Origin of the sequence: Bradyrhizobium sp., from assembly GCF_019242285.1 — a bacterium.
Classification (GTDB): domain Bacteria; phylum Pseudomonadota; class Alphaproteobacteria; order Rhizobiales; family Xanthobacteraceae; genus Bradyrhizobium.
The window spans coordinates 1-14,973 of the sequence record NZ_JAFAVV010000413.1; the positions used below are offsets into that span (position 1 = coordinate 1).

At 64.8% G+C, this 14,973-nt stretch carries 17 protein-coding genes; 4 read left to right on the forward strand and 13 right to left on the reverse strand.

Annotation, left to right across the window (positions count from 1 at the left end; all coding sequences use genetic code 11):
• A partial coding sequence (locus tag JOY90_RS15935) for an SPOR domain-containing protein (protein ID WP_291692076.1) occupies positions 1–1,460 on the forward strand: 1,460 nt, incomplete at its 5' end.
• 338 nt (positions 1,461–1,798) lie between these two features.
• Here the strand turns inward: JOY90_RS15935 and JOY90_RS15940 are convergent.
• A complete protein-coding gene (locus JOY90_RS15940) occupies positions 1,799–2,530 on the reverse strand; it encodes a DnaJ domain-containing protein (protein ID WP_291692077.1) in 732 nt (243 codons plus the stop codon).
• Positions 2,531–2,681: 151 nt separating this feature from the next.
• Between JOY90_RS15940 and JOY90_RS15945 the strand changes: the two genes are divergently transcribed.
• Positions 2,682–3,086: a DUF302 domain-containing protein gene (locus tag JOY90_RS15945; RefSeq protein WP_291692078.1), complete on the forward strand. Its 405-nt coding sequence runs from the start codon at positions 2,682–2,684 to the stop codon at positions 3,084–3,086.
• A 7-nt stretch (positions 3,087–3,093) separates the two neighbouring features.
• Here the strand turns inward: JOY90_RS15945 and JOY90_RS15950 are convergent, their stop codons facing one another.
• From JOY90_RS15950 to JOY90_RS15960, 3 genes are all read right to left on the reverse strand, one after another.
• A complete protein-coding gene (locus JOY90_RS15950) occupies positions 3,094–3,849 on the reverse strand; it encodes a VWA domain-containing protein (protein WP_291692079.1) in 756 nt (251 codons plus the stop codon).
• 87 nt (positions 3,850–3,936) lie between these two features.
• Complete coding sequence (locus JOY90_RS15955; RefSeq protein ID WP_291692080.1) at positions 3,937–4,815, reverse strand: alpha/beta fold hydrolase; 879 nt, start codon at positions 4,813–4,815, stop codon at positions 3,937–3,939.
• A gap of 254 nt (positions 4,816–5,069) precedes the next feature.
• Entirely contained in the window at positions 5,070–5,993 is a 924-nt protein-coding gene (locus tag JOY90_RS15960; RefSeq protein WP_291692081.1) for a division plane positioning ATPase MipZ, read from the reverse strand.
• 272 nt (positions 5,994–6,265) lie between these two features.
• Here JOY90_RS15960 and panC point away from each other — a divergent pair, with 272 nt between their 5' ends.
• Positions 6,266–7,117, forward strand: coding sequence for a pantoate--beta-alanine ligase (gene panC / locus JOY90_RS15965; protein WP_291692102.1), 852 nt, complete (start codon positions 6,266–6,268; stop codon positions 7,115–7,117).
• A 30-nt stretch (positions 7,118–7,147) separates the two neighbouring features.
• Here the strand turns inward: panC and JOY90_RS15970 are convergent, their stop codons facing one another.
• The 9 genes from JOY90_RS15970 to mgtE form a co-directional block, all read right to left on the reverse strand.
• Positions 7,148–7,588, reverse strand: a complete 441-nt coding sequence (locus JOY90_RS15970) for a DUF1489 domain-containing protein (RefSeq protein ID WP_291692082.1) — start codon at positions 7,586–7,588, stop codon at positions 7,148–7,150.
• 138 nt (positions 7,589–7,726) lie between these two features.
• The gene (locus tag JOY90_RS15975) at positions 7,727–8,695 is read right to left on the reverse strand and encodes a hypothetical protein (protein ID WP_291692083.1); all 969 of its coding nucleotides are present in this window, start codon (positions 8,693–8,695) and stop codon (positions 7,727–7,729) included.
• A gap of 124 nt (positions 8,696–8,819) precedes the next feature.
• Entirely contained in the window at positions 8,820–9,023 is a 204-nt protein-coding gene (locus JOY90_RS15980) for a hypothetical protein (RefSeq protein ID WP_291692103.1), read from the reverse strand.
• A gap of 198 nt (positions 9,024–9,221) precedes the next feature.
• Complete coding sequence (locus JOY90_RS15985) at positions 9,222–9,578, reverse strand: YidB family protein (RefSeq protein WP_291692084.1); 357 nt, start codon at positions 9,576–9,578, stop codon at positions 9,222–9,224.
• A gap of 89 nt (positions 9,579–9,667) precedes the next feature.
• Positions 9,668–10,327, reverse strand: a complete 660-nt coding sequence (locus tag JOY90_RS15990) for a glutathione S-transferase family protein (RefSeq protein WP_291692085.1) — start codon at positions 10,325–10,327, stop codon at positions 9,668–9,670.
• Between the two features lie 50 nt (positions 10,328–10,377).
• Positions 10,378–11,322 (reverse strand): hypothetical protein, encoded by a 945-nt coding sequence (locus JOY90_RS15995; protein WP_291692086.1) that lies wholly within the window; start codon positions 11,320–11,322, stop codon positions 10,378–10,380.
• On the reverse strand, positions 11,297–12,115 hold the full coding sequence (locus JOY90_RS16000) for an aldo/keto reductase (protein ID WP_291692087.1): 819 nt from the start codon (positions 12,113–12,115) through the stop codon (positions 11,297–11,299). The genes JOY90_RS15995 and JOY90_RS16000 overlap by 26 nt, the downstream gene beginning before the upstream one ends.
• Positions 12,116–12,207: 92 nt before the next feature.
• The gene (locus JOY90_RS16005; protein WP_291692104.1) at positions 12,208–12,507 is read right to left on the reverse strand and encodes a helix-turn-helix domain-containing protein; all 300 of its coding nucleotides are present in this window, start codon (positions 12,505–12,507) and stop codon (positions 12,208–12,210) included.
• A gap of 80 nt (positions 12,508–12,587) precedes the next feature.
• The gene (mgtE, locus tag JOY90_RS16010; protein ID WP_291692088.1) at positions 12,588–14,009 is read right to left on the reverse strand and encodes a magnesium transporter; all 1,422 of its coding nucleotides are present in this window, start codon (positions 14,007–14,009) and stop codon (positions 12,588–12,590) included.
• A 223-nt stretch (positions 14,010–14,232) separates the two neighbouring features.
• Here mgtE and JOY90_RS16015 point away from each other — a divergent pair, with 223 nt between their 5' ends.
• Positions 14,233–14,964: a polysaccharide deacetylase family protein gene (locus JOY90_RS16015; RefSeq protein ID WP_291692105.1), complete on the forward strand. Its 732-nt coding sequence runs from the start codon at positions 14,233–14,235 to the stop codon at positions 14,962–14,964.
• Positions 14,965–14,973 lie beyond the last annotated feature (9 nt).

Consider the following 14,973-nt stretch of genomic DNA (forward strand, 5'->3'; position numbering starts at 1 on the left):
GGCTCGACTCCGGCAAGATCAGGCTCGACACCGAGATGCCGGTCTCGCAGCACGCCGCCGATCAGGATCCGACCAAGCTCAACCTCCGGCCCGGCCAGACCATCAAGGTCGAGGACGCGATCAAAGGCCTCGTCACGCGCTCCGCCAACGACGCCGCCGTCGTCATCGCCGAATATATCGGCGGCAGCGAAGACGAATTCGCGAAGATGATGACCCGCAAGGCGCGCGCGCTCGGCATGAGCCGCACCACCTATCGCAACGCCTCGGGCCTGCCCAATGACGAGCAGATCACGACAGCGCGCGATCAATCGATCCTCGGGCGCGCCATTCAGGATCGCTTTCCCCGCTACTATCGCTATTTCTCGACCACGACCTTCACCTTCCGCGGCGAGACGATCCACGGTCACAATCGCCTGCTGGGCAGCGTCGAAGGCGTCGACGGCATCAAGACCGGCTACACCCGCGCCTCTGGCTTCAACCTCGTGACCTCGATGCACCGGGGCAACCGCTTCCTGGTCGGCGTCGTGATGGGCGGCAGCAGCGGCGGCTCGCGCGACGCCATCATGCGCCGGCTGCTGGCGGAGAATCTCGACAAGGGGGCAACGACCCGCACCGCCGCGGCAATTTCCGAGCGCGGCGGCAACGAGGCCGTCGAAGTGGCCGACGCCGACCCGCAGTCGGCGACTACCGTGCGAGCCGCGCCGGCCCGGTCGGCCTCCCCGCTGTCGAAGGTCACCGCCGCATTTGCAGCCGCAACCGCGGCGGTACCGCCGACCCCGCCTGCCCCCTTGACCTCGGGCGTGATCCAGACCCAGCCGATGGCCGTCATTCCCGGCTCGTCCGAGCCGATGAAGCCGGTCCGCGTCAAGACCGTCCAGATCAAGGCCGCGCCGACGAAGCTGGCTTCCGCGGCTCCCGCGCAAATGGCTCCGACCACCACCAACGCGGTGCCGCCGCCGGCCGCGAGCCTGCCCGAGACGTCGAATGCCATCGTCGGCGCCAGATCGGACGCTGAAGTGGCACGAACCGACCTGCCGCCGCAGCCGCCCGGGCATGGCACCGGTAACGGTCTGCTTGGCGTGCTGCCGGCCTCCGCGGTCGCTGCTCCTTCCGCTCCGCCGGCGCCGCAGGCCATGGCCTATGCCGCCCCGCCTCCGGCCGCGCCGCAACCCCAAGCTGCTCTGCAGGATACCTCCAGCAAGCCCGTCGTTCATACCGGCTGGATCGTCCAGGTCGGCGCGCTCGAGAGCGAGGGCGAGGCACAGCAGCGCATCGAGGCGGCCCGCAACGGCGCCCACGGCCTGCTCAGCAGGGCCGATCCCTTCACCGAGCCCGTGGTGGCCAAGGGCGACCGCAAGCTGTACCGCGCCCGCTTCGCTGGCCTCGATCGGGATCAGGCCGAAGCGGTGTGCAAGGCTCTGAAGCGCTCCGACATCTCCTGCATGACCCTTCACAACTAGAGCGTTTTCGAGCGAAGTGGATACCGGTTCGCGTGAAGAAAACGCGTCAAAACAAAGAAGCTAGAGCTTCCGTTCCGATTCCATCGGAACGGAAAAAGCTCTAGGTCGGCGCTTCAGCAGGCCGCTGAGAAAAGCCCGTGCCGACCCCGGCACGGGCTTTTTCATTCGAAGAGTTCCTCTCGCCCTGTTGCTGCAAACCTCTCGTCAAGGATTTCCGCTTAGAAGCGATTGGGAGGGACGACGAACCACGCCGGATAACGGCGGGTTGAAAGGCTGGCGTTCATCAGGGCGTGAGCAGAAGCGACTTTCGGTTCGTAGCGTTGTTAGCGTTGCCGGAGTTAGCCGTTATGCGTACGAAGCAAAGTATCCTTGGCCTCGTTTATCCGGGCGGCGAGGTACGTCGACCCCCCTTGGTCGGGATGCAGTTTCTTCATGAGCGCGCGGTGGGCTCGCCCGATCTCGTCGCGCCCCGCGCCCGGCTGCAGGCCAAGGATCTGGTAGGCCTCCTCGTCCGTCATTTTGCCACTCGCCGCCGTGCGGCGCTGCCCCCCTGCCGTGTCTCCCTTCGCGTTCTGACGCCAGGCGGGAAACCGGCGGTCCAGATAGCTTTCAAGTAACGTCACGCTCTCGGCGTCGAAGCCGGCTGCAATTGCCGTAAGTTGCGGCAGGTCGAACTCGTCGAGCGAACGGCCGGTATGGGGCCCGGCCACGATCAACCCGGCCAAAGCGCCGCTGTCGTGGTCGAGCGTCATGTCGAGAAATTGCGAGCGGACCCGAGAGCTCTGCCCCGCCGAGCGCGGCGTACCGGCGCCCCTGAATAACCCGCTAATGCCGCCGAAGCCGGAGTTGGCGAATGGCGACCAGCCGAGCAGGCCGGCACCGAACACGCCGAGCGGGATCGCCACCGCAAGCTCGCCCCTCACCCCGACGAAGGCGGCAACCGCCAGCGCGACCACACCGCCGACGATCCTGATGGCGCGCGCGAGCCGGGCCGGATTGGCCGCACGGAACATCTGCAGCAGCAGATACAGGACGATGACGGCGACGGCGCCTGCAATCAGGGTCGGCATCTGCCCAATATAGTCCGACCAAAGGCAAAAAACATGGCGAACTCGCCGGCTGCAACCACGCCGGAGGGATCACACACGAGAAGTTCGTTGGCATCGCCGACACCGGCGCCCTAGTCTTTCGACTCTCCCGGAAAGCGAGCCGGAGCACGCCATGACGATCGACGGATTGACCACGATACGGAGCAGCAACGGGCCGAAGCTGACGGCCGACCGCCTCGCAGCCGAAGTCGAGTCGAAAGGCTTGACGCTGTTCGCCCGCATCGATCACGCGGCCGGTGCCAGCGCCGCCGGGCTCGAGCTACGGCCGACCGAAGTGCTGATCTTCGGCAACGCCAAGGGCGGCACGCCCCTGATGCAGGCCGCCCAGACCATGGGGATCGATCTGCCGCTGAAGGCGCTGGTCTGGCAGGATGCCGCAGGCGTGACCTTCCTGTCCTACAATGACCCTGCCTGGCTTGCGAAACGGCACGGCGGCGGCGGCGCCCACGAAACCGTGATCGGTAATCTATCGGCAGCATTGCAGGCACTTGCGCGCGCCGCGACGACGCCTGGATAAGGCCGCTCTATTTCATCTGCCCGAGCAGCCTCGCCGCGCCGCTCTCGCGGGCCGATAATCGCATCAACGCCTCGCGTCCGCCGGCGGCATAGGCGGCTGCGGCGCGCAGCAGCTCCTTGAGCTGGGCTGCGGCGCCGGGATCGAAGCGGCACCACGCCCCTCCCGTCAGCCGCGCGATCTCGCGGAACGCCTGCTCCGCGTCGGCGTCGTGCCCCTCCTGAAACAGGAACACCGGCACTTTCAGCATGCCGAGCTCGCCTGCCTTGGCGCAGAGGTCGTCCACCTTTTCCTCCATGGCATCGCCGACGAAGACCACGGCCCGGACGCCGGAGGCAGCGCCCTCGCGGCGCGCGTCGGACAGCACCTTGCCGATCTGGGTATTGCCGCCGCGGCAATCGATCTTGCCCATCAGCCGCGCCAGCTCGGCACTGTCCGAAATCCACCGCGTCGCACGGCACTCGTCGTAGCCGCGATAATAGACCAGGCGGATGTCGAGGCTGCCGAGCGCAGCGGCCTCGCGGAACATGTCGGCCTGCAGCGCGCAGGCCATGTCCCAGGTCGGCTGCCGGCTCATGGTCGCGTCGAGCGCGAAGATCAGCCTTCCCTTGCTGCCCGGCGCGTGCGGCGACATCGCCTTCGCCTTGGCGACGAAGGCGGCAATATCCTCGGAGGTCGATGGCTTGCTTGCGGGCAGCGAACCGTCCTTGGCGGCTTGCTGCGCTGCCACGTCGCCGGATCTGGATTTGATCGGTTCGCCGGACATCGGCGCTCACGGATTGTCGCGGAGACTTCTCTGTCTATTATTTAAATGTCGCCGCGACAGATGGAAGTGCTGACGACGCGCCGAAGATCAGTGCGTGAGCTTGCCGGGTCTGGCCTCGTTGCCGGTCGGGACGTAAGGCGTGACCGGACCGGGATCGGCAAGATCGGGCGCCCGAACCGGGGCCGCGCCGTCCGTATCGGTATCGGCGAGGAATTTGTCCAGCATGTCCTGGATCGAGGACTTGGCCTGGTCCGATCCGGTGTCACGCATGTCGTTGTGCTGGAAGGCGGTGTTCACCACGGTGATGCCCTCCTTGTCGCAGACATCGCCAGTGGGAACCACGCCGGGATCGGCCTTGAACTGCGGATCCTTCGAACGGAACGAAAGGATCTTGAACTTGCCCGACGTGACGAACGGCACGCGGAGGTTGTCGAGGGTGACGACCTTGTTGATCAGCTCGGGATATTGCTTGGCGAAATACATCGAGATATCGCCGCCGTTGGAATGACCGACCATCGTGAGATGGTCATAGTCGGCGTTGGGCTGGACCTTCTTCATCTCCTCGATGGCGAACTTGATGTTGGTGATACCCCGCTGATACTGCGGCAACCGGCCGACGTAGAGCTCACCGACCTTGGTCACCATCGGCGCATCGGTCGGCAGGTCGTGCTGGATGCTCACCGTCATGTAGCCCCGGGCGGCAAAGACGTTGGCCAGGAACGAATATTCGGTGAACTTGACGGTATTGCCGTGGTTGATGATCGCAACCGGCAGCTTGATCATGCCAGCCTCGGCCTGCATCTCCTTGTCGCGCCGCACGGCGATGTCGACGGCAACGGGCCGGTTCTCACGGCTCTGGTCGTAGAAGGTGATGGTCTGGTGCCTGATCGCCCATTTGCTCGCCGTGAAATAGGCGATTGTTACCAGCACGCCAACCGAAACCAGAACCGTTATGCCACGCTTCATGCTCGTCCCTGGGCCTGAACCGAGAAGTTCCGCCGTGTTGCCAATGCAACTATACACGTCACGCTAGCGTGACAAAAAGGCCAAAAGTTGTGAATTTCCAGCCGATTCGTTGTGCGACGCAGCTAGTTCCTGCGCAGCCAAGGCAGCGACGCCATCGTCCCGCGCCAGCTTCGGGACGAAGCATCAAAGCGAGGTTCAATTGTTCGGTAAAGTGCGGGTAAAAAGCGCGTTCGGCTTTGCGGCGCAAAGCCCGCTCAGGCGCCCAGGATGTCGTGGACTTCCAGGGGCTTGTCGACCTGGCTGAACCATTCCGCCCGGTTCGCCGCGCGGCGGCGCCCTCGTTCGTCGAGCGGCAGCTTGAGCTGTCGCAACAGGCTCGTCACCTCCTCGCGCGCCGTGACGTGGCCGAGGTTGGGGCGCGTGCCGAGCGTCGCCTCGTCGATGTCGTCGAGGGCGGTGAGCCCGCGTGGGAAGAACTCGCGATAGACGACGCGCTCGGCAAGTCCGTCGATGGCCCGAAAGCCGAGCCGCAAGGACAATTCCTTGAGACCATCGGCAACCAGTTGCTTGTTGCGCGAGCCCAGCATCGACAGACGGTTGCGCACCACGATCCAGTCCGTGGTGGTGCCGTCGAGCTGGCGCCGCTTGCGGCGGGTCTCCCGCACCATCTCCGCATAGTGGCTGACGCCGGTCACCGCGTAGGTCTGGGGATCGACCGTGCCGAGCACGTCGAAATCGAGGAAGCTGTCATTGATCGGCGTCACCAGCGTGTCGGCCATCGAATGCGCGAGCCGCATCAGGTAGCTGTCGGTTCCCGGCGTATCGATCACGATGAAATCGAAGGCCGTCTCGACCGTGCTGACGGCGTCGATGAATTGCTGGAACTCGGAATTTTCGTTGTCGGCGATCTGCATCGTTTCACCGAGCTTGATCACGTGATGCACAGGCAACTCGAGGTTGAGCCCGGTACGGCGAGCCCAGACGCTCCGATTGCTGATGTAGTGGGTGAAGCTCTGCTGGCGGCAATCGAGATCGATGGTGGCGACGCGTTGACCAGCCTTCAGCAGCGCGACGGCAACATGCAGCGCGGCGGTGGACTTGCCGGAACCGCCCTTCTCGTTGCCGAGCACGACAACGTGCGCAGCGCCTGATTGCCCTTGGCTGGTTTGTAGCAGCATGATTTGACCCCGTAGTCATCATCAAATCACACACGCCTGCGGTCAAGGAAAATGAGAGCAGAGATGCGCAAATCAACGAGCGTGTGACCTTAATGATGAATCGCATGCGCGCCGCGCCGGCTGCGTGCGACCGAGGCATGCCCCTTCACGAAAATGCGCCGTCGGGAAGCGGCCGTGCTTGCATCACGCGCCGCCCGGGGTTGATAAGCATCGATCCCTCCCAAGCCACGGCCAGCGTGCGGCCTGCCAGCCTCCAACAAGACAGAGCCAGGATGTCATCTTCCCCCAAGATCGTGCGCACGGTTCCGGCGTTGCGCGCCGCCATCGAAAGCCTTCGTTCGAGGAAGTCCACCGTCGCGCTGGTACCGACCATGGGTGCGCTGCATGACGGGCACGTGTCGCTGGTCCGGCTGGCCAAGCGACGGGCGGCGCGAGTCGTGGTTTCGATCTTCGTGAATCCGACTCAGTTCGCGCCGTCGGAGGACTTCGATTCGTACCCACGGACCTGGAAGGCCGATCTCGCCAAGCTCGCCGCCGAGAAGGTCGACCTGATCTGGCATCCCGACGTCAAGGCGATGTATCCGGACGGCTTCGCCACGCGGATCGTGCCGGAAGGACCGGCGATCGCGGGCCTGGAAGACCGCTTCCGGCCGCACTTCTTTGGCGGCGTGGCCACTGTGGTCGGCAAGCTCTTCACGCAATGCCGGCCGGATTACGGGATTTTCGGCGAGAAGGATTTTCAGCAATTGCGGGTCGTGGCGCGGATGGCCGTGGATCTGGACCTCGGCGTCAAGGTGATCGGCGCGCGGACCGTGCGCGAGCGGGACGGTCTCGCGATGTCATCGCGCAACGTCTACCTATCGCCCGAGGAACGGAGGGTGGCGGCGGAACTGTATCGTGCCATGAAGGAAACCCGTCGCCGGATCAAGGGCGGCGACGACATCCAGGCGGCGATGTCGGGCGGGACCGCGCTGATCGAGGCCGCAGGCTTTATGCTCGACTATTTCGAGATCCGCCACGCCGAAACGCTCGCCCCGATCACCTCCGCCGATGACGGGCCGTTGCGCATCCTCGTGGCGGCCAAGCTCGGCCGGACCCGGCTGATCGACAATATCGCGGTATAGACCGGGCGCAGGCGCCCTGCCCGCCGTTCCCTACAGCAATCCAAGGTCGCGCAATTCGCGCCGCATCGGCTCCGGCATCGCTCCCACATTGGCCGCCGAGATCTTGTCGAGATCGGGCGGCGCGGTGTCGCCGGTGAGGTAGCGCCAGCCCTGGAACGGGCGCATCGGCCGTGGCGAGACGGCGATCACCCTGGGCTGCATGACGAGGCGGCAGCGCCCGATGCCGTCGCGATCGCGGAACGGCTCGATCGCGATCAGCTTCTCGCGTGCAGCGATCTCGCCGCGGATCACCCAGAAGAGCGATCCCCCCGCGAGGATGTCCTCGACCCGCTTCGGCGTCATCCGGGTGATGTGGATGTGATGCTGCGGAAGGCCTTTCTTCCGGGCGGTTTTCATACGCTCGGCAACCCAGTCCTTCAGTTCCTTGACGGAATCGCAGCCAACGGCAAGCTTGATCAGGTGAACGGGCATGGTGTCCGATAACTACAGCGTTTTCGAGCGAAGTGGATACCGGTTCGCGTGAAGAAAACGCGTCAAAACAAAGAAGCTAGAGCTTCCGTTCCGATTCCATCGGAACGGAAAAAGCTCTAGCGGCCGGAGGCAGGACGATCAATCTTCCGAGGCCGCCGGCGCAGGCGCGGCTGTGGATGGTGGCGCGGCTGCGGCGGCCGGCCGCTTTGGCGCCGGCTTCTTGGCTGCCGCCGCAGGCGGCGGCGCTGGCTTCGTGGGCAACAACGCGGCATTGGCTGCAGAGGCCGCAGGTGCCGCCGGCGGCGTCACCGAGCGCGACGCGCCAGGTTCCGCGGTCATGATGCTGATGGGTGGGATCGAAGCTGCGCTCGGGAAATCGGCGTTGGTCGGCTTGCCCGGCGGCTTCTCCGCGAGCAACGCCACTGGCGCAGGAGCAGGCGCCGCTGCGGTGGCGACCGCCGGAGGCGCATTCCACGCCGGCGCATAGCGGCCGACCAGGGTTTCGTAGACATGCTCGTTCATGTTGACCATGATCTGCCGATAATCGGTCAGCGCGCGGAATGCGGCGCACTGTATGGCCGAACAGTGATCGCGCGTCAGCAGCACTTGGGCGACCAGTCCATAGCGATCATGCTCCACCGACCGTCGCAGCGCCCGCAATTCCGGTGTCATGTTCGGCTCGGCCGCCGTGACGTCGCCGAGTGACGTCAATTGCGTGATCTGCCATGCAGTGTAGGTGACCGCCGCGGCCGTGGACTCGGCGGTGGCAAACACGGCCTTTTCGCAGGCCATCAGCACGGCTTCTCCGGCCAGATCGTCAAGACAGGCCAAGGCCGGCTGAGCGGTGTTCATCATGGAAGCCGGTCGCGTGTCGCCGGCTGACATGCGGCCTGCCGGGCCATAGCCGCGGATGGTGGCCGCAACGGCGATCCCGATCGCCAGCAAAGTGATGACGGTCAGAGCGCCGGTCGCGACCGACTTCTCCGCACGCAAGAGCGTGATCAGGACGATGATCCCGAAAAATCCCGCCGCAGCCATCGTCAGCCACATCGGGAATGCGGCCGAGCGCCAGAGCTGGTCGAGCGATGTGGCCCACGCCCAATCCATGCGCGCTGCTCCTTCACGCAACCGAATGAATGCAGATACCGGCATCCATCGTTGCAGGTTGGTTCTGCAAACCGGGCCTTTTGGCGGCGCGGGGCATCACATCCGGTTGCCGCGCGTTCCGTCCTCAGGAAATTGCGAGCTGGCTCTCCTTGGCAACCCGCTCAAAGGCTTCGGTCGAACTCTTGATCCGGTACTGGCAGTCATCGCCTTCGGTTGGCAGTTGTCGGATCACCTGGTAGGTGCCGGTCGCCGCGGGACGCGAAACGTTGCTTGCAGTGAAGTAGACGGTCGATCCAACAGGGAATTTGTGCTTCAACGCCCTCTCCATCATACTGGGATACCGGCCCGCGCGCTCAAGGGTCCCGCGCAGGGCCATCTGGAAAACCGGGGCGCTGTATAACACGCAGAATTGCGCATTGGCCAGCCACATCCCGTCATGCCAAATGCACATTTTCCGCAGTTTTTTCAGCGGGATATTGATGGAAAGCGGTCGCCGGGCCACCATCGTGGCTTGCGGCACCACCTACTAGGCGTTGTGCGGAAGCTTGCCGTCAGGGCTTGCCTTGTCCACGGCCACCGGGAGTTGATGCGCCAGCACCTCGGCGATCTGATCGACGGGAATGTTGTACTTGGCCGCCAGTTGCCGGATCGTGTCGTTGCCGAGCACCTGACGGACCTGATCCGCGCTGATCGGCAGGTTCTGGCCGGTTCCGATCCAGGACTTGACCTGATCGCCGAAGCCGGCCTGCTCCAGCTTCGCGACGATGGCATTGAGGCCGCCCTGGCTGCCCGTGCCCATCACTTCACTCAGCACGACGGGAAGCACGGCGGCGCCGAGCTTGCCGAGGATGCCCGAACTTTCCAGCGAATCGAGAATTCCCATGGCTGGCTCCTTATCTCGGAGAACGATGATGATCAGATCAGTATGCCTCCGCCGTCACGCGTCAAGCGCCGGCGTGCAGGTCCATGCACTCACAAGGCTTCGATCCGCTCGATGATGAGAGTCTCGGCAAGCCCTGCCTTCGTCCACTCGTCGAAAGCCGGCAACGCCATCATGGTATCCATGTAGGCTCGCACCGCGGGCGCCACCTCGACGGCATAGGTGCGAAAGCGGTGCACCACCGGCGCAAACATCGCATCCGCTGCGCCGAACGCGCCGAACAGGAACGGTCCGAGCCTGCCATAGCGCTCCCGGCACTCGGTCCAGATCTCCTCGATCCGCGCGATATTGGCGCGCGCGTCCGCCGACAACGCGACCGCGCGGATCGGCCGGTGCAGATTCATGCCGCATTCGCTGCGCAACGGCAGGAAGCCGGAATGCATTTCGGCTGAGATGGATCGCGCATGCGCGCGGCTCGCGCGATCTTCGGGCCAAAGCCGGCTCTCCGGAAAACGCTCGGCGAGATATTCGATGATCGCGAGCGAATCCCAGACGGTGACGTCGCCATCAATCAGCGCCGGCACCTTGCCCGAACGCGTGAAGCTGACGATGCGCGCCTTGTCGGCGGGATCCTCGGTGTAGAGCGGAATGAACACTTCCTCGAAGCCGATGTTGCTCGCGCGCATCGCAAGCCACGGCCGCATCGACCATGACGAATAGTTCTTGTTGCCGATCACGAGTTTGAGGGTCATGTAAACGGTCCTTCGCTGGGCGGTCCGGCATAGCACGCCGCTGCCCTCGATCAGGAGGCAAAATCCTGCGGCCTGAGCGAGAAGGTGAGCACCTTCCATTCGCGGTAGCGGTCCGCCGGCAACATGGTGTATGGCGCGCATGCCACGATGGCGCGCACCGCACTGTCGCGGAAATCGACGAGCTTCTGGGACGGGCGAGGCCCCTGCACCATGCTCGGCTCGGCCGCGAGCCCGCCATCCGGCCGCATCACCACCTGCATCTTGATGATGAAATTGTCGGAGGGCGCGACTGTCGGGGGCAGCTTCGAGCAGGTCTTCAAGTGATTCCGAAACGTCGCCACCACGCCGGAGCCCACGTCGCTGGGCGCTGAATCCCTGCCATCGCCGCCATCATGGGAAGCATCGACTGAGGCAAGCGGCGTCTCCCGAGGCAGCTCGAGCGGCAAGCCAAGCATCACATGGTATTTGACGGTGATATCGGGATCTGGCTGGACATAGCCCGGGGATGGTGCTGCTTGCGGCGGCGCCACTGGTGCCTTCGCCGGCTGCGACGTGGCGGGCTGCGACGCGGCGGGGGACGGCGGTGGCTGAGGCGCGGCCGCGGGCGGAGGGGAATTTTCCGAAGGCGGCTGGCGCGGAGTGGACGTCGTCGCCGACGTAAAGGGGTTGGTCGGCCCCGCCGACACGTCCTGAGTCGTCAACGACGCCTCAGGAGGCGGCGGTTGCGGCTGGGGAGCCGGCTCTTGCTTGACTTCTTCCGGCGCGACCAGATCGACGGCGATCGGCTCCGCCGACCTGGTCGAGTACGGCTGCACGCCGGCGAACAGGACGATCAGCTCGATGAGCAGGACATGCGCGATCACCGATACCGCCATGTCGGGTCGGAAGAGGTTCCGAACTTCCATTGCCGCCGATCGATTGTTGGGTGCCGCCACTGCGGCGGCTAACATAGCCGCCCGCCAAAAGCCCTCAATCCCATTTCGGCGCAAATCCAAAATTGGTGAGCCGGCGGCCGGCGTCGCCCAGGCACGAAATCCGGCTCATTTCGTCATCCGACAGGGTGAAATCGAAAATATCGATGTTTTCGGACAGCCGCTCGATCTTCGACGTGCGCGGAATGGCGCACACATTCTGCTGGACCAGCCAGCGCAGGCAGACCTGCGCCGGACTCTTGCCATGCATCTTCCCGATCCGCGCCAAGGTCTCGTCATTCTTGATGCGGCCCTTCGCAATTGGACTATAGGCGACCAGCGCCATGTGATTCCGCGCGCAGGCCTCCCGCACCTTGGCCTGATCGAGATAGGGATGATATTCGACCTGGTCGCAAACCAGCGGTTCCGGACAGGCGCCGACCGCCTCCTCGATCAGCGCCACCGTGAAATTCGAGACCCCGATGTGCCGACAAAGCCCGATCTGCTTGGCACGGGCGAGCGCGCCGAGGGTCTCCTGGAGCGGGACGTGCGGATTCGGCCAATGCAGCAGCAGGAGATCGACCTCGGGCATCCGCAGACGGACCAGACTCTCCTTGGTCGAGCGCTCGAGATCATTCGGGGCAAAATGCGTGGTCCAGACCTTGGTGGTCACGAACATCTCGTCGCGCCTCACGCCGGAGGCACGCAAGCCCTCGCCGACCTCGCGCTCGTTCTCGTAGACCTGCGCCGTGTCGATGTGCCGGTAGCCGAGCCTGATCGCCTGCTCGACGACGCGCGCACAGGTGCGTCCGCTCAGCTCCCAGGTGCCAAGCCCGATCGCCGGAATTCTTGCGCCATTGGCCTCGACTACGTGCATGAACGGGAAACTCGCAAGGATCGCCCCATTATGCCTTGGGCGGACCACAACACCAACGAAATTGAGGAATCAGCTTGGCCGCTGGTTACGGATCAGGATTTCGCCAGCGCCGCAAAGACCGTGTCGGGGGCATGCGCGATCACCGTCAGCAGCGCCCGCGCCGGACCGCGCGGAGCACGCTTGCCCTGCTCCCAGTTCCGGATGGTTTCGACGGGCACACCGAGACGCGCGGCGAACTCCTCCTGGGTGAGCTGTGCGCGACGGCGCAGGTCGCGCACCTCCGGCGTTCCACGTGCGCCCGACGCCGTCAGCGCTTCGGGGGCGAGCGGAAACTCCTGTCCGTCCCGCAGCTCGACAATCCTGCCATCCGCCTTCAATCGCAATCGCCGCATCATATCACCCTCGCCCGGAGCGATCATCGGCGAAGCCCGTTAAGGCCGGATTAACGATAAAAGTTCCTGTAAAGCTTGATCTATTTCAGCCCGAACCACAGCGTGGCGATGCCGAGAAAGGAGAAGAACCCGACCACGTCCGTCACGGTCGTCACAAAGGTGCCGGAGGCCACCGCGGGATCCGCCCGCACCCGCTCCAGCACCATCGGGATCAGGATGCCGCCGAGCGCGCCGGCCACCAGATTGCAGATGATCGCAAGCGCGATCACGAAGCCGAGCCCGGGGACCTGGAACCACGCAACCGCTGCGATTCCGGTGATCAACGCGAAGGCAAGGCCATTGACCAGCCCGACCAGGCCTTCACGCAGGATGACGCGGAAGGCATTGCCCGGCCCGAGCTCGCGCGTCGCCAGCGCCCGCACCGCGACCGTCATGGTCTGGGTCGCCGCGTTACCGCCCTGGCTCGCGACGATCGGCGCCAGTACGGCGAGCGCGACCATCTTCTCCAACTGGCCTTCGAACAGGCCGAGCACGGATGAAGCCAGAAAGGCGGTTGCGAGATTGACCAGGAGCCAGTTGAAACGGCCCCTGGCAATGGTCCAGACGCTGTCGGACAATTCCTCGTCGCTGGTGACACCGCCGAGCGCCTTGATCTCCTCGTCGGCCTCCTCCTCGATCACGTCGACGACGTCGTCGACGGTGATGACGCCGACCAGCCGGTCGTTGCCGTCGATGACGGGCGCGGCGACGAGGTTGTACTTGCCGAACAGTCGGGCCACCTCCTGCAGGTCGTCGGTGACGGCGATGCGGCGGCGATCCTCATCGATCAGGTCGGCGAGCGGCACCGGCCGGCGCGAGCGCAACAGCGCGTCCAGCGGCACCGCACCTTGCCAGCGCTGCGCGCGATCGACCGCGTAGATTTCGTAGAATCGATGCGGCAGATCCTCGGTCTCGCGCATATAGTCGATCGCCTGCCCGACGCTCCAGTCCGGCGGGACGGTGATGAAGTCGGTCTGCATCCGCCGGCCCGCGGAATCCTCGGGATAGTCGAGGCTGCGCTCCAGCGCGTCGCGCTCCGAGGGCGGCAGCCTTTCCAGGATTTCTTCCTGCTCCTCCTGGTCCAGCGCCTCCAGAAGCTCGACGGCATCGTCGGACTCGAGCTCGCGAACGCCCTCCGCGACCGTCTCCGGCTCGAGCTCCTCGAGGATTTCCTCGCGGACCGCGGTGTCGACCTCGTTGAGGGCCGAGAAATCGAAGTCGGCGCCGGTGAGCTCCACCAGGCGGACGCGGTCGTCGGCTTCGAGCGCGGCGATCAGGTCGCCGAGGTCGGCCTCGTGCAGCTCCGCCACCACTTCCTTGAGGAAGGACGCGTCACCCGCCCCGATCGCCTCGGCAATTTCCGCGACGAAATCAGGCCTGATCTCGCCATCCTCGTCGCGCATCGGAGCGCGCTCGAGCACCCCGGCATCGGCGCGGGGAACAACATGCATGTGTTCGGCCATGACGCGCCTCGCCGGTTTGACAGTTGGGCCTGATCGTCTCGGACTTGACGTCGGGGCGCGAAATCGCTGCAACCGAAACCAAATCAAGTCCTTGCATTTCTCGATTCACCGAATACCCAATCGGCAACAAAGGGCAATGCCAAATATGCGTCGGCAGGCACCGCAGGCGACTTCATTCGAAGCGATCGCCATCGCGCTGGTGATCGCGCTCGCGCCGGTTACCATGGTGCGGGCGGCCGACTGTCCGCGCCAGGGAACGCTGGGGACGTCACGAGTTCTCGCCGTCGACGCAGTGAGCTACCCACGCGTGGGCCTGAAGAGCTTTCCGCAGACCCTGCCGCTCGGCGATCACGAGGTCGTGCTGACCTTCGATGACGGGCCGTCGCCGCCGACGACCGGGAAGGTGCTCGCGGCGCTCGCACAGGAATGCGTACGCGCCACCTTCTTCCTGATCGGAAGGTCAGCCTTCGACCAACCCGATCTGGCGAAGCGGATCGCCGCCGAGGGACACACCATCGGGCACCATAGCTGGACCCATCCGAGTCTGATGCGAATATCGAAGGCCGCGGCCTTCGATCAGATCGACCGCGGCATCGCGGCGATCGAGAAAGTCCTCCACGGGACCGCGGCGACGACGCCGAGCACCCCCTTTTTCCGGTTTCCCGGCTTCGAATCGACGCCTGCGACCCTCGATTTTCTGCAGTCGCGCGGCATCGCCGTGTTCGGCGCCGATCTCTGGGCGAGCGACTGGAACCCGATGACCCCGCAACGGGAGCTGCGACTGTTGACGGACCGACTGGCGGTTGCACGCAAGGGCATCATCCTGCTCCATGACCCGAAAGGACACACCGCCGCGATGCTGCCGGCATTCTTGCGCTATCTGCGTGACAATGGCTATCACATCGTCCATGTGGTGCCGACCGGGCCGGCCGTCGACTTCGACGGCGTGCCCTGATCAGAAGGC